Raw genomic sequence first — 13082 nt, forward strand, 5'->3', positions numbered from 1 at the left:
CTCAACTCCATAACGGGGGATAGGCGACGGGGTGTTCCGGAGTGTACACACGGCGATACGCACGTGCCACCTGGAAGAGACGCTGCTCCCCGAACGGCGGGGCCATCACCTGGACGCCCACGGGAAGGCCCTCCTCTCTTCCCACGGGCACTGCGAGCGCAGGCACACCTGCGAGGTTCGCGGTGGTGGTGAAACGGTCCGCCATCTTCTGCTGGAAGGAGGAGAGCCCTCCCTCTCCGTGGGGAAACGGGAGCGTAGGGAAGACCGGCATGAGCAAGACATCCGCGGAGGAGAACACCTGCTCGAGGCTCCTCCGTATGAGGGTGCGCACCCGCTGCGCTTTGTGGTAGTACCGATCCTGGAAACCCGAGCGAAGGACGAAGGTCCCCAGGAGGATGCGGAGCTTCACCTCGGGGCCGAACCCCTCGCTCCTCGCCTTGCGCATGAGCTCCTGGGGGTTCTCCGACCACATCGGTCGGTGTCCGTAACGGATACCGGTGTACCGCGCCAGGTTCGCGCTCGCCTCCGCCGTCGCGATGGTGTAGTAGGCGGGCACGGCATATTCGAGTTCAGGGAGGACGACCTCCACGAGCTGGAACCCCAGATCCTTGAGCACCTCCTGGGCCCTCTCGTACGCCCGGGCCACCGGTGCTTCGAGTCCCAGATCTCCGGTGAGCACGGCGATCCGCCTCACCTCACAGTCGTCCTCCTCCGGATCAAGAGAGGAGTGATCCCTTTCGTCCTCACCCCTCATCACCTCGAAGACCGTCTCCAGGAGGTCGAGATCCATGGCCACGGCCCCGATCACCTCGAGGGAAGAAGCGTAGGCCACGAGACCGAAACGGGATACCACACCGTAGGTGGGCTTGAGGCCATATACCCCGCAGAACGCCGCCGGCTGACGCACCGAACCTCCGGTGTCCGAGCCCAGGGCGAAGGGTACCATCCCTGCGGAGACCGCGGCAGCACTTCCTCCGGAAGAACCTCCCGCCGCCCTCGAGAGATCCCAGGGGTTGTTGGTCCTCCCAAGGGCCGACATGTCGCAGGAAGACCCCATACCGAACTCGTCCAGGTTCGTCTTGCCCACCACCACGGCTCCCTGCTCGAGAAGCCGACTCACCGCGGTCGCGGTATAGGGACTCACCAGGTCCTGGAGCATCCGGGACGCACACGTGAGAGGAAACCCCTCCACCGCGATGTTGTCCTTCACCCCGAAGGGGAGACCACGAAGCACGCCGTCCCCCGACGAAAGGGCCTTCCCCCGCGCCGCATCGAGGGAGAGAAACGCCCCTATCTCCTCGTTCCTCTCCCTAAGCTTCGAGAGGTATGTCTCCTCTTTCGCTCCCCCGTCAAGAAGATCCATGTGATACTCCTTCATGTCGCCCCCTACAGCACATTCGGGATGACGATGAACCGGTCCTCCACCTCTGGTGCGTTCTCGAGGAGGACATCACGGTTCTCCCACGGAATGGACACGTCCTTCCGGAGTCTGTTCTTTCGAATGAATGCGTGGGTGGTCGGGGGCACATCTTCCACTTCCAACTCATCCATCGTTTCGAAATAACGGAGCATCTGCTCCACTTCTTCCTGGAGACGGGAGAACTCCTCCTCGGAAAGCTCGAGAGCGGCGAGTTCGGCGGTGATCTCGAGTTCTTTTCTCTGCATAACAGCAAAGACTTTTACATACGACTCGGGGATCCGTCAAGGCTCACCGATGCACCCCAAATTGACAGAAACCGGATAATTCATTATGTTTTCACTATAAACAACCACGACATCAATTGACGAATCCAGGGGAAATGATACAATAGTGCGTCATTACTTTCCACCACAGGAGCAGCAGTGATAGACTCCAAGTTTCCTCAGGTACACCTCTACGATCAGGACCTGGTGGATCTCTACAACCAGACATGGGCCCTCATTGCAGACTTCTGGAAGCAGGGACAGAACGGGTGGGCAAAGAAGTTCTTCATCCACCCCGAGGCCGACCTGCTCAGCCTCTTCGAATCGGCCCTCTCCACCTTCTTCCTGGTCTACAGCAACAACGAGTACCCGGCCCATCCCCAGATGGACAACCTCTACCGCAAGCAGGAGGAGAACGGCGCCATCAGGGCATACTACGATGTGGAGGAAGGGGCCCCCTTTCTCACACCGGACAACCCCGAGGGTCTCGCCCCACCCCTCCTCGCCTGGACCGAGCACAACCTCTACCACAAAATAGGGAACAAGAAGCGAATCAAGGAGGTGATGCCCTATCTCCAGAAGTACTTCACCTGGCTCGAGGCCACCTGCAAGGACGACTCAGGCCTCTACCACGCCCCCCTCTCCGCCACGATGATTCCCACCCCCTCCAGGAAAGAGGCCTACTACCCGGTGGACTTCAACGCCCTCGCAGCCCTCAACGCGTGGTACATGGCGGAACTGGGGGACCTGCTCAACGACAAAGAACTCAGTTTTTTCTACAGGAAGCACTACTTCGCACTCAAAACCCGTATCAACAACCTCATGTGGGACGAGGAGACGGGGTTCTACTACGACCTCGACAAGGATCAGCGGCAGCTGCCCCACCGTACCCTCGGCGCCTTCTGGACCCTTCTGGCCCAGATCCCCAACGAGGGGAGGGCCGAGCGACTCATCTCCTACCTCAGGGACCCCAAGGAATTCGGCACTCCCAACCCCTTCCCCACCATCTCCGCTTCCGATCCCCTCTTCTCGGAAGAGGGAAACGGCCCCTGTGGTTCGGTCTACCCGTGCTTCACCTTCATGGTGATCAAGGGGCTGGAACTCTACAAACATTACGAACTCGCCCGGGAGGCGGCGTTCCGCCATCTCTACTTCATCCTCGACACCCTCTACCCCGACGAGAAGACGAGAGGAGATCTCTGGGAGGCCTACAAACCCACGAAAGAGGGACCCGCCATCTGGGAGGGACATCCCGAGTTTCCGAGGAAGAACTTCCTCCCCTATGTCGCCCTCGCCACCATCACGCTCATGATCGAGAACGTGATAGGGCTCTCCATCAGCCTTCCGCGCAAAACCGTGGACTGGATCATCCCTGCCCTGGAGATCATGGGCATCGAGAACCTGTCACTCAAGAGAAACTACATCACCATCCTCACGAACAAGAACAACATGGGCTGGGAAGTGAGGCTCGAATCCGAGAAGCTCTACTACTTCACCATCGACATTTTGGGGAAGAAGAGGAAGACCCTCCCCATCCCTTCGGGGAAGTGTTCCATCCTCATCGACAAGATCTAGGAAAAGAGATCGAGAGGCCCGTCAAAGGGCCTCTCTCACCCGAGAGGCGGTTTCGAGGGCCACCTCCACCATGGAGAGCATGCCCTTCTCCCGTTCCTCAGCGGACGTGAGCTCTCCGGTGACGAGGCTGTCGCTCACCGTGAGGAGGGTGAGGGCCTTCACCCCCTCCCTGAGTGCGATGGTGTAGAGCCCGGAGGCCTCCATCTCTACGGCCATGACCCCGTACCGTGCCCACAGCTTCCACTCCTCGGGATCGGGCTGATAGAAGGTATCCGAGGAAATGACACCTCCCACGTGCACGGGAAGTCCTCTCTCCCGTGCCACCTGGAAAGCCGTCGAAAGGAGATCGAAGTCCGCCCACGGCGCGAAGTCGAGACCGCGGAACCGGCGTCTATTCACATTCGAATCGGAGGAGGCGCTCTGTGCGAGCACCAGGTGGTAGAGGCCCACATCTCGCTGGAGGCTTCCACACGTACCCACACGCATGAGGATCTTGGCCCCATACTCCCTGATGAGCTCCTCCACATAGATGGAGATCGAGGGGATACCCATCCCCGTGCCCTGGACCGAGACCCTCATCCCTCTCCAGGTACCGGTGAAGCCGAGCATGTTCCGAACCCTGTTGTAGCACACAGGGTCGTGGAGAAACCGCTGGGCAATCTCCTGGGCCCTGAGCGGATCGCCGGGAAGGAGGACCACATCCGCGATCTCGCCTTCCTTCGCTCCTATATGGATACTCATGGATCCCTCCTCTCGAAACGTCGTTCCCTCCCGAACCCTACACCGCCGGCCTCCGTCTCCTCAAGCCCCACCGCCCCCATCACCCGCTCCGGCGCGAACCACTCCCCCTCCATCCCCGGCACCCCCTCCACCACCCTCCCCCCCTCCACACGCACCCGCATCCCCCCCCACTCCCACACGAACCCCGGCGACTTCCCCAGCACCCACTCCCTGCTCGAAAGCCGCGCCACCTCCTCCCCACACGCCATCCACATCTCCTCCTCTCCCACCCACCGCACCTCCCCTCCCCAGGACGCAGCCACCCTCTCCCGCACCCCCACCAGCCCGCACCCCGCCACCTCCCCTATCCTCCCCACCCGCGCCCGTCGCGACCCCACCCCCTTCCCCTCGAACCTCCCCGGCACCGGCCGAAGCGCCTCCTCCACACACACGGGATCCGTCTCCACCAGGAGGGTGTGGTGCTCCAGCTTCCATCCCCCCGTGATCCGGAAGGCCGCGCCGGAGACCTTGCGCCCGTCCTCGAGCCACAGATCCCCCCGCTCCCCCACCCCCACCCGCACCCCCATCCCCTCCAGCACCCCCACGAGAAACCGCGCGAGCCCTCCCCGCTCCCCGGCCCGCCCCACCCACGCCAGGTTCAGGTTCCCCCCGTCGTGGAAGACCGCCCCCCCCCCGGAATCCCTCCGCGCGAGCACCACCCCCCTCTCCTCCAGCCTCCCGGGCCGGCACTCGGCCCACGGGATCTGGAACCTTCCCACCACCACCGCCGGGTCGTTCACGTAGAGGAAAAGCACCCCCTCCTTCCCCGCCCTGAGAAGGTACTGCTCGTACGCGAGGTTCAGGAAGACATCCCGGGAGGAGGAGAGGAGCACCATCAGTACGTGGATCCCTTGAACGTCACCGTCCAGACGAACCAGTCGGGCCCCTCCTTCTTCATCCCGAAGCGAATCTCTTCCCCGGTGTACTCATACGAGCCCGAGCCGCCGTACACCCCCGCGGTCGCCACATCCCCATCCACCGAAAGATCCCGATACGTATACCCCTGCCCCGAGGGGAGGACCTGCCCCAGCGTATTCTCATAATCCTTCACCGCATCGTAGGCATCGGCGTCGGGGTGGAAGTTCGTGTAGACCTCATCCGGATGATCGTTCACATCATCGAAGAACATCGCCACCCGCTCCTCTATCGAGATCCCTCCGAAGAGGTCGCATCCGGCGAACACGCCGAGGATCGCGAGGATCAGCACGCCGAGTATGAGGTATCGTCCCTTCATCGTCGTCACCTCCGTCGAGAGATGCGCAGGTCGGACGGCCCGCTAGATATCCGCCTCCACCAGGTACGGCACCACCCGCTCCTCGAAGAAGGCGAGGAACGCCCGGTAGGCCTCGAGGAAGGCCTCCCACTCCGCCCCACCCCCCGCAAAGGCCCTCGTCCGCAGGGGCACGTAGAGCCGCGCCACCACGAACCGCCTCATCGACAGGGCCGAGAGGGCGTAGTACCGGTAGTTGAACCCAAGGTAGGCCGCCTGCACCGTGAGAGGATCGATCCGCTCCCGTCGAAAGGCCTGCGCCGCATCGAGCCCCTGCTCCTGCTTGATCCTCTCGTACTCCTCTCCGAGGGCCTCCACCTCGGCCCTGATCCGCTCCTGCTCCTCCTCGAGCAGATCCGCCTTGTCCATGAAAGAGGCGATCTGGTCCCTCACCCGCCGGAGCGCCCCTACCGGATCGGCGAGTATCGCCTCGAGCCGCTCTGCGTTCCACGTCGAGAAATCGAGCGGCTTCCCGTGATAGGAGAACTTCTCGGAAGGTGGTGCACCGAACGGCACCTCCACCGCCTCCCCCTCCTGGAGCACCACCCGTTCGCCCTGCGCCTCCACCTCCACCACCCCCTTGCTCACCGCGATCACCGAACTCCCGTCCTCTCCCGCGTACACCACGAACTCCGTCCCCCTCACCCCCGCCACCGCGCTCTGGGTCCGCACCGGCGGCTCGGCCCCGGTGAACGCGCCGAACTTGTACCCCACCTCTCCCACGAGCGCCGCGAACCCCGTGGTCGTCCCCTCCTCTGCCGGCATCTCCTCCACCATGAAAACCGAGTTGGGCCCCACCCTCACCGCCGTCCCCCCCTCCATCTCGAGCTCCGCGAATCCATCGGCACCCGTCACCACCCCCTCCCCGGCACCAAGCACATCCCCCAGGAAGAGCTCCTCCAGGGTCCCCGCGCGCGTCTTCTTGTCCACCCAGCCCTCCACATAGACCGCGGTGAGCTCCTGAGCCAAGAGCACAGGACCACACAGAAGCCAGACCAGGACCAGAATCCGCTTCATAGCGCAGGGCCCCTCATCCCGAGGATCTGAGGCACCCCCCGTACAGGGCGGCCAAGGAGAAAGGCGATCTCTCCGTAGACCGTCTCAAGGATCACACACGTGGTGTCCCTGTCGGTGTACCGTGAGAAGAACGCCGCCACCTCCATATCCACCCCCGACCATTCGGGCCTCCGCTCATACACGCGGAACACCTCCTTTATCCGAAAGGAACCTATCACCACTCCTGCATCGGCGAACCCCCTCCAGAGGCCCTCCACGTCCGCAGGCCGGAGGAGGATCTCCGACTCGAAGAGGAACGGGACCCTCGAAACCTCCATGAGTGCCCCCACGTCGTGCCCGTCGATGAGCGCCACGACCCGGGAGACCGCATCCTCATCCGGGGTGTAGGGCACCGTCACACATCCGGCCAAGAGCAGCGCCCCCAGCCCCACCAATACTACCGATCGTTGCATGACCGTCTCCTTCTGTATATAACTATGACACGAAACCCTCAGTCTTACCAGGGCCGGAGCCCACAAGGTCCCCGAAAAGAGACTTCCGCCCCCGACCCCCTGGTTTCAGGGGAGGCCGCCCCGTACCGGTACGGATCCTCACACTTCTCCCCCCAAGCGGAGGCGCCGTACTCAGCGGCACGTTCCCCCCCTCCCCCACACGACCACCGTGTCCCTGTTCATGAAAAACTTCATTGACAGCGTTCCGTATATGAGCATATACTTCTTTAGACTATAAGGACACCGCTGGACCGCTGGAAAGAGAAATGTAATGTTGGGAACAGGCTACACGCTCCGTATCTTCATCGAGATCATACTCCTTGCCTTTTCGTTCTACTGGACGAGACGGATACCCGATCGGGCCCTCAGGCCCCTCCTGCTCATCCCTGCCCTCTTCCTCCTGAGGGACATCCTCATCCTGTTCCTCCCCTGGCAGAGCATCAATCTCCTCGTGGACCTTCTCTCCTTTCTCCTCCTCGTCCGTTGGATCAGGGCCTACTCCGGACCCCGTAAAGCCGATATCCCCGTCTTCACCGTCGGCTTCACCCTCGGTCTCCTCCTCGCCGTCCTCGAGATATCGGGCATCCAGCCCCTTCTGTTCTTCACCGCCGTCGTCCCCCTCCTCCTCCTCGCCATCTACTTCATGGTCGAGTATTCCCAGATCACCATACACAATACCGAAGGGGCCGAGGACATCATCGCGATCAGGCCCGTCGCACTCCCTGTCTTCGGCCTCCCCCCGCTCCTCTTCTCTCTCTTCGGGTACTCCACCACACGGGTGGGCCAGTACATCCCCCTCTTCCCCCTTCTCTTCCTCGGCGTCCTCTATTCCTACTACATCCACCGTTACCTCTCCCAGCAGGAACACAACGTGGATGCCCTCACCGCCGATATCGAGCGACTTTTCGATTTCATGCGTCGCGTGTCCACCGTAGCCCGCTCCGAGCTCAACATGGACGAGATCCTCCAATACGTGGCCGAATCAGCCATGCAAAACACCGACGCCGACGGCGCAGCCATCCTCATCGTAGACGAATACGACCCCTCGTCCCTGAGAGTGCGTGCAGTCTCGGGATTCTACCCGCCTCCGTTCCCCGTACCGTCCATGGTGAAGACCAAATCGAGTGCCTTCGAGGAGTACTTCAGATCCCAACCGGTTCCCATCGCGGGTGACAACGTGCTCGCAGAGACCGTCCGGGAGGTGAAACCCGTCTTCATCCGCAACTCGGCCCAGGACGAGAGACTCAAGTACAACCGGGGCGACGACCTGCTCTACATAAGCTCCTATATCTCGGTTCCACTCATTGCGAGCAACAGGGTCTTCGGCGTCCTCTCGGTCTCCAAGCGGAGGAGAAACCGCTACTTCACTCAGAACGACTTCACCCACATCCAGACATTCGCCGACTACGCATCACTCATGATCGACATGGTGTACACCTACCTGGAACTCATCGAGAAGCGCGAGATGGAGAGGGAGGTGAACATCGCCGCGGAGATCCAGCAGAAGCTCATCCCCCAATCCATGCCATCCATGCCGGGCGTCTCCCTCAACGTGTATTCCGTTCCCCTCCACGGTGTGAGCGGCGACTACTACGACATCTTCGCGCTCAACGAGCACAAACTGGGGCTCTTCATGTGTGACGTCGCGGGCAAGGGCGTCCCGGCTGCCCTCATCATGGTGATGATCCACTCGATCCTCCACCTCATCGCCACCCCGCAGCGGGATCCGGCCGTAACCATCACCTGGCTCAACCGAGGTCTCTTCGGCCGGATCAGCATGGACCACTACGCCACTGTCTCCTATGCCGTCTACGATGCACAGAACCGCACCCTCGAGTACACCAACGCGGCCCACCACCCCCTGCTCATCCTGCGGCCCTCCGCACGCAAGGTGATCCGGGTGGACACCAGAGGCCTTCCCATCGGCATAGAACCCAACACGGTCTATGAGAAAAAACACATCCCCCTCGAGAAAGAGGACATAGTGGTCCTCTACACCGACGGGATCACCGAGGCCATGAACATGGAAGGGGAACAATACGGTCTGGAACGGTTCCTCCGGGTACTCCTCCGGAACGTGGAGAAACCGCTCGACGAGATCGCCAGGGAGGTGAGGGAAGACCTCTCCTCCTTCGTGGGGAGGGCGAAGCAGCACGACGACCAGACGTTCCTGCTGATGAAAGTGGAATGACACTTTCATCCGTCTATACTCTTTGAGAGGGGTGAACATGAAGGTACAGACGAACACGAAAGGCGATGTGTACATCGTCGAATTGGAGGGTGACCTCGACGTCTTCAGCTGCGTCACCCTCAAACAGGAGATCGACAGGCTCTTCAACGCCGGGGCTCAGAAGATGATACTCAACATGAACAAGGTCCCCTATATCGACAGCCGTGGGGTGGGTGTCCTCATCTATACGAACTCACTCTTCAAGAAGGCGGGGAGAAAGTTCTTCCTCACCCACGTGAACGGCTCCGTCCGGAGGGTGATAGAGCTCACAAAGCTCATCGGATACCTGCCCATCGCCAACTCCGACGAGGAAGCCATCCAGAAGATGTAACCAGGAAGGAGGATCGACCATGGAAGACAAGGACTATGAGATCAGACAGCTCGTGGTGGACGAGAACAGTCCGCTCTTCGACCGGAAAGGCATGTTCTACAAGGAATTCCCCAGCGATCTGAGACAGGTGCGCTACTTCACGCTCCTCATCGTACAGAAGGCCCCTCCCGAGATCCGCGAGGTAAACCTCCTCGAACAGCAGATCAGCGAACTCATCATCAACGCCATCAAACACGGCAACAAAGGCGACATCAACAAGAAGGTGAAGGTATGGTACCGGTTCACTCCGGAACTCGCCCACCTCATCGTGGAGGATGAAGGCGAAGGGTTCAAGAACCTCGAAAAGTGGAACGAGTTCCACAGGATCCGTACCGAGGCCTTTCTCCGCCAGGACTTCGACACCCTGGAGAAGTATATCTCCTTTCGCACCGAGGAGAGCGACGAGATGGACGGAGGGAACGCCCTCTTCGCCGCCATCGAGTACTGGAACGGAGGCATGGTCTACAACGAAAAGCGGAACGCCGTCGCCGTCCTCAAGACCTTCCCAAAACGACATAGAGGGATTACAATAGAAGAGATACAGAAGATGGCTTCCATATAGAAGGTAGGGGATGAAGAGTCCATCCGAAAAAAGTGTGATTCAGATCCCACTCAAGATCGCGCTCAGTCCGGAGGGGGTGAACCTCTTTCTCCAGAACAGACGCCCCCTCCAGAAGATCCGCTTCGCCGACACACGAGAAACCTTCGGGCTCGTGGTGAACGGGATCAATGCCCAGACACTCTCCCAGCTCCTCTCCAAACACTATGTGGACGGCATAGAGGCCTCGGACAGCGATATCCTTTCCCGACGTGACGACATCCTCACCCTCAACCGCATGCTCTTCAGGGCCCTCCTCCAGGAACGATTCAACGAGGACCTCAAGAGGGTCCTCCTCAAGTCCCGGATGGTGGCCCACTGGAACAGGACCAATCCGCAGAAGGCCATCACCGAGAACACCGTGGTGAGCGAGGCTGCGCAGAAACAGCTCCTCCAAAGCCATGGGGAGGTGTTCCAAAGGATCCAGGGCATCCTCCTCGCCCCGGTCTACTTCGCGGTCGAGAAGGAGCAAGGGGCGGAGACACCGGAAGCCGCCCTCCAGAAAGAGGTGGCGAGGGAATTCTTCCTCCACCAGGCCCCCTTCACCTGGTATCTCTTCGCCTTCATCAAGGACAGGGACGACAAGAGCCTCTACACCGCCGTCTCCGATCTCATTCTCCAATACGTGAGACGGTCGAAGATCGGGGACTTCCTCGGAGCCACCCTCATCGAACTCATCATGAACACCGAGAACGCCAACATCTACTCCTTCGCCACGAGAAAGAACATCCCGGGAATCAAGATAGATCAGATCTTCTTCGATCAAAAGCTTCGCAACATGGTCCTCACCCACATGTCGAAGGAGGAGCAGAAGCTCTACGTCATGTGGCTCTTCAAGACCGTGGAGGCGCGGCAGGGGTCTGCGGTACGGTTTCAGATCTCGGTGTACAACCGGGAGTACCGGGCGCACCTCACCCAGGAGTCCCTCCACGACACCAAGGCGGCCCTCACCGAGCAGAGCCTCGAGCAGTACCTCGCCTCGGGCGGGGACATCCCCTTCGGCTCCATCGACATGACGGGATTCTACATACAGTCGCTCAAGCAGGAATGCGAAGCCGTCTCCATCCACTTCGACGCGACCATCACCCATCTCTCACGGAACGACGCCGCAGCAGTGACTCTCACCCTTCAGATCTGACACCCTCTCCCTCTTTCCACAGGGACTCCACCCGATCCTGGAGGGCGACGAGCCTGTCGATAGCCTCATCCAGACGGGAGTCGATGCATTGCTTCTCCGGATGCCTCTCGTACCACGCGAGCGACCGGGAGATCATCTCCTCGAGAGGGATGCGGAATTGCACGTCGGGCACCTCCTCCCTGAGACGGGAGGTATCGAAGAGGGTGGTGTACCGCTTGTCCCCCATGAGACTCGCCCCCTGTCTGGGAAGGAGGCGGGCGATGTGGCGTGAGGGGACGTAGACCACCCGGGAGCGCTTTCCGAGGGCCTCCGCGAGCCGCTCGTGTATCTCCTCCCAGGTATAGGCGAAGGGAGAGGTGATGTGATAGGCCGCATGACGGAGTGAGGGTTTGAGGATGAGAGGGACGAAGGCCCTCGCGAAGTCCTCGGCATGGGTGAGCGTCCAGAGGGCGAGCCCATCATCGTGGATCACGATCGGCTTTCCGCGAAGGATACGCGCGGGCACCGTAAAGTCGCGCGACCCGAACGATGTGGGAATCCATCCCTCCCCTATGGTGTGGGAGGGCCGCACGATGAGCGGCTGGATCCCCCGGGAAGGTGCCGCCTCGAGGAGGAGGTCCTCTCCCCGGATCTTTTCCCTCGCGTAGTCCCAGAAGGGGTTCCCGCGGGGGTCGCTCTCCCGATGGAACACCCCGGGTGCAGGTCTCCGATACACGGAGGCAGAGCTTATGAAGACGTACCGCTGCGTCCTCCCCTCGAAGAGCTCGAGATCCCGCTCCACATCGCGAGGCGTATAGGCCACCCAGTCCACCACTACATCGAAGGAATAGGGCCGGAGGAGATCCCGTATCGAATCCTTGTCCGTGATGTCCCCAAGGAGTACGCGGGCTCCCTCCGGCACAAGGCGGTCAGACGAGCCCCGAACGAGGATCCATGTCTCCACCCCCTTTCCGAGCGCCTCCCTCACGCAGGCGGAAGAGATGTTCCCTGTTCCCCCTATGAACAAGATCCTCATCCGTCCCCCTCCCCGGAGGAAATGCGCTGACGGCCCTCAAGCGCCCGCGCGAGCGTGACCCTGTCGGCGTACTCGAGGTCACCACCCACCGGGAGTCCCAGTGCGAGACGGGAGACCTTCCCCCCCCAGTCCTTGAGGAGCCTGACGAGATAGAGGGCGGTGGTATCGCCCTCCACCGTGGGATTGGTGGCGATGATCACCTCTTCCACCGGTTCCCTCTCGAGGCGTCTCACGAGGGCATCGATGGTGAGATCCTCGGGGCGAACCCCCTCCAGGGGGGCGATGGCGCCGTGCAGGACGTGATAGAGGCCCCTGTACGTATGCGTCGCTTCGATCGCCCACACATCAGAGGGCTGTTCCACCACACATATGGTCCTATGGTCACGTGCCGGGTCACTACATATCTCGCAGAGAGTCGCATCCGAGTACATGCCACACCGGCTGCACCGCTTCACGCGATCCGGGAGCTCCATGATGAGCCGACCCAGGGCTTGTACGAACGCCCTGTCCGCCTTGAGCAACCAATGGGCGATCCTGCTCGCACTCTTCTTCCCCACCCCCGGGAGACGGGAGAGATGGCCGATGAGCACCTCGAGGGAGTTCATGCTCCCCCCAGGAGAGGAGGGAAGATCCCGGACTGGAGCTTGCCAACGAGCTCAGTACGGAGTTTCCCCAGGGCATTGGTGAGCGCGGCCTTCACCAGGTCCTCGAGAAGCGCCACGTCGTTCGGATCCACGGCTTCGGGATCGATCTTCACACGGTGCACGGAAAAATCACCCCCCACCTCCACCTCCACCATTCCTCCCCCGGCCGATCCGGTCACCCGAAGCTCGGTGAGGGTCTCCTGAATACGTTGCATCCGCTCCGGAAGGTCCTGGAGCTGCTTCAGCACATCAAAGGGGTTCATACTCACTC

General features: G+C 61.2%; 15 protein-coding genes. 5 read left to right on the forward strand and 10 right to left on the reverse strand.

The features are described from left to right. Nucleotide 1 precedes the first annotated feature (1 nt). Nucleotides 2-1363, reverse strand: coding sequence for an amidase family protein (locus SPITH_RS11540; RefSeq protein WP_014625823.1), 1362 nt, complete (start codon nucleotides 1361-1363; stop codon nucleotides 2-4). Nucleotides 1364-1386: 23 nt separating this feature from the next. Beyond that, entirely contained in the window at nucleotides 1387-1665 is a 279-nt protein-coding gene (gene gatC, locus SPITH_RS11545; RefSeq protein WP_014625824.1) for an Asp-tRNA(Asn)/Glu-tRNA(Gln) amidotransferase subunit GatC, read from the reverse strand. 177 nt (nucleotides 1666-1842) lie between these two features. Here gatC and SPITH_RS11550 point away from each other — a divergent pair, with 177 nt between their 5' ends. Further along, entirely contained in the window at nucleotides 1843-3258 is a 1416-nt protein-coding gene (locus SPITH_RS11550) for an MGH1-like glycoside hydrolase domain-containing protein (RefSeq protein WP_014625825.1), read from the forward strand. Between the two features lie 21 nt (nucleotides 3259-3279). On the opposite strand, the gene deoD is transcribed toward SPITH_RS11550, so the two are convergent. From deoD to SPITH_RS11575, 5 genes are read right to left on the reverse strand one after another with little or no spacing between them, the layout of a single operon-like run. After that, nucleotides 3280-3999, reverse strand: a complete 720-nt coding sequence (gene deoD, locus SPITH_RS11555; RefSeq protein ID WP_014625826.1) for a purine-nucleoside phosphorylase — start codon at nucleotides 3997-3999, stop codon at nucleotides 3280-3282. Then, the gene (locus SPITH_RS11560) at nucleotides 3996-4874 is read right to left on the reverse strand and encodes a lipoate--protein ligase family protein (protein WP_014625827.1); all 879 of its coding nucleotides are present in this window, start codon (nucleotides 4872-4874) and stop codon (nucleotides 3996-3998) included. Before SPITH_RS11560 ends, deoD begins: the two co-directional genes overlap by 4 nt. Further along, nucleotides 4874-5272 (reverse strand): hypothetical protein, encoded by a 399-nt coding sequence (locus SPITH_RS11565; RefSeq protein WP_014625828.1) that lies wholly within the window; start codon nucleotides 5270-5272, stop codon nucleotides 4874-4876. Before SPITH_RS11565 ends, SPITH_RS11560 begins: the two co-directional genes overlap by 1 nt. A 42-nt stretch (nucleotides 5273-5314) precedes the next feature. After that, complete coding sequence (locus SPITH_RS12875) at nucleotides 5315-6325, reverse strand: FecR domain-containing protein (protein WP_014625829.1); 1011 nt, start codon at nucleotides 6323-6325, stop codon at nucleotides 5315-5317. Further along, nucleotides 6322-6777: a hypothetical protein gene (locus tag SPITH_RS11575; protein WP_014625830.1), complete on the reverse strand. Its 456-nt coding sequence runs from the start codon at nucleotides 6775-6777 to the stop codon at nucleotides 6322-6324. The genes SPITH_RS12875 and SPITH_RS11575 overlap by 4 nt, the downstream gene beginning before the upstream one ends. A 310-nt stretch (nucleotides 6778-7087) precedes the next feature. Here SPITH_RS11575 and SPITH_RS11580 point away from each other — a divergent pair, with 310 nt between their 5' ends. The 4 genes from SPITH_RS11580 to SPITH_RS11595 are packed head-to-tail and all read left to right on the forward strand — an operon-like array spanning nucleotide 7088 to nucleotide 11152. Continuing rightward, on the forward strand, nucleotides 7088-9007 hold the full coding sequence (locus SPITH_RS11580; protein WP_014625831.1) for a PP2C family protein-serine/threonine phosphatase: 1920 nt from the start codon (nucleotides 7088-7090) through the stop codon (nucleotides 9005-9007). 37 nt (nucleotides 9008-9044) lie between these two features. Further along, nucleotides 9045-9377: an STAS domain-containing protein gene (locus SPITH_RS11585; RefSeq protein WP_013314994.1), complete on the forward strand. Its 333-nt coding sequence runs from the start codon at nucleotides 9045-9047 to the stop codon at nucleotides 9375-9377. 19 nt (nucleotides 9378-9396) lie between these two features. Further along, a complete protein-coding gene (locus SPITH_RS11590; RefSeq protein ID WP_014625832.1) occupies nucleotides 9397-9978 on the forward strand; it encodes an ATP-binding protein in 582 nt (193 codons plus the stop codon). Nucleotides 9979-10012: 34 nt separating this feature from the next. Then, nucleotides 10013-11152: a DUF8084 family protein gene (locus SPITH_RS11595; protein WP_245523401.1), complete on the forward strand. Its 1140-nt coding sequence runs from the start codon at nucleotides 10013-10015 to the stop codon at nucleotides 11150-11152. Here the strand turns inward: SPITH_RS11595 and SPITH_RS11600 are convergent. The 3 genes from SPITH_RS11600 to SPITH_RS11610 are packed head-to-tail and all read right to left on the reverse strand — an operon-like array spanning nucleotide 11136 to nucleotide 13074. Beyond that, on the reverse strand, nucleotides 11136-12167 hold the full coding sequence (locus tag SPITH_RS11600; protein WP_014625834.1) for an NAD-dependent epimerase/dehydratase family protein: 1032 nt from the start codon (nucleotides 12165-12167) through the stop codon (nucleotides 11136-11138). The two genes, SPITH_RS11595 and SPITH_RS11600, sit on opposite strands and share 17 nt — an antisense overlap. Continuing rightward, on the reverse strand, nucleotides 12164-12772 hold the full coding sequence (recR, locus tag SPITH_RS11605) for a recombination mediator RecR (protein WP_014625835.1): 609 nt from the start codon (nucleotides 12770-12772) through the stop codon (nucleotides 12164-12166). The genes SPITH_RS11600 and recR overlap by 4 nt, the downstream gene beginning before the upstream one ends. Then, nucleotides 12769-13074 carry a YbaB/EbfC family nucleoid-associated protein gene (locus SPITH_RS11610; protein WP_014625836.1) on the reverse strand — a complete coding sequence of 102 codons (306 nt, stop codon included), beginning with the start codon at nucleotides 13072-13074 and terminating at the stop codon, nucleotides 12769-12771. The genes recR and SPITH_RS11610 overlap by 4 nt, the downstream gene beginning before the upstream one ends. Between the last annotated feature and the right edge of the window lie 8 nt (nucleotides 13075-13082).

The organism is Spirochaeta thermophila DSM 6578 (assembly GCF_000184345.1).
Taxonomy (GTDB): Bacteria; Spirochaetota; Spirochaetia; order Winmispirales; family Winmispiraceae; genus Winmispira; species Winmispira thermophila.

Bases quoted from the DNA above. Each gene is read 5' to 3' on its own strand.
- SPITH_RS11540 (WP_014625823.1), bottom strand. From the start codon at position 1,363: ATGGATCTTCTTGACGGGGGAGCGAAAGAGGAGACATACCTCTCGAAG.
- gatC (WP_014625824.1), bottom strand. From the start codon at position 1,665: ATGCAGAGAAAAGAACTCGAGATCACCGCCGAACTCGCCGCTCTCGAG.
- deoD (WP_014625826.1), bottom strand. From the start codon at position 3,999: ATGAGTATCCATATAGGAGCGAAGGAAGGCGAGATCGCGGATGTGGTC.
- SPITH_RS11560 (WP_014625827.1), bottom strand. From the start codon at position 4,874: ATGGTGCTCCTCTCCTCCTCCCGGGATGTCTTCCTGAACCTCGCGTAC.
- SPITH_RS11565 (WP_014625828.1), bottom strand. From the start codon at position 5,272: ATGAAGGGACGATACCTCATACTCGGCGTGCTGATCCTCGCGATCCTC.
- SPITH_RS12875 (WP_014625829.1), bottom strand. From the start codon at position 6,325: ATGAAGCGGATTCTGGTCCTGGTCTGGCTTCTGTGTGGTCCTGTGCTC.
- SPITH_RS11575 (WP_014625830.1), bottom strand. From the start codon at position 6,777: ATGCAACGATCGGTAGTATTGGTGGGGCTGGGGGCGCTGCTCTTGGCC.
- SPITH_RS11580 (WP_014625831.1), top strand. From the start codon at position 7,088: ATGTTGGGAACAGGCTACACGCTCCGTATCTTCATCGAGATCATACTC.
- SPITH_RS11585 (WP_013314994.1), top strand. From the start codon at position 9,045: ATGAAGGTACAGACGAACACGAAAGGCGATGTGTACATCGTCGAATTG.
- SPITH_RS11590 (WP_014625832.1), top strand. From the start codon at position 9,397: ATGGAAGACAAGGACTATGAGATCAGACAGCTCGTGGTGGACGAGAAC.
- SPITH_RS11600 (WP_014625834.1), bottom strand. From the start codon at position 12,167: ATGAGGATCTTGTTCATAGGGGGAACAGGGAACATCTCTTCCGCCTGC.
- recR (WP_014625835.1), bottom strand. From the start codon at position 12,772: ATGAACTCCCTCGAGGTGCTCATCGGCCATCTCTCCCGTCTCCCGGGG.
- SPITH_RS11610 (WP_014625836.1), bottom strand. From the start codon at position 13,074: ATGAACCCCTTTGATGTGCTGAAGCAGCTCCAGGACCTTCCGGAGCGG.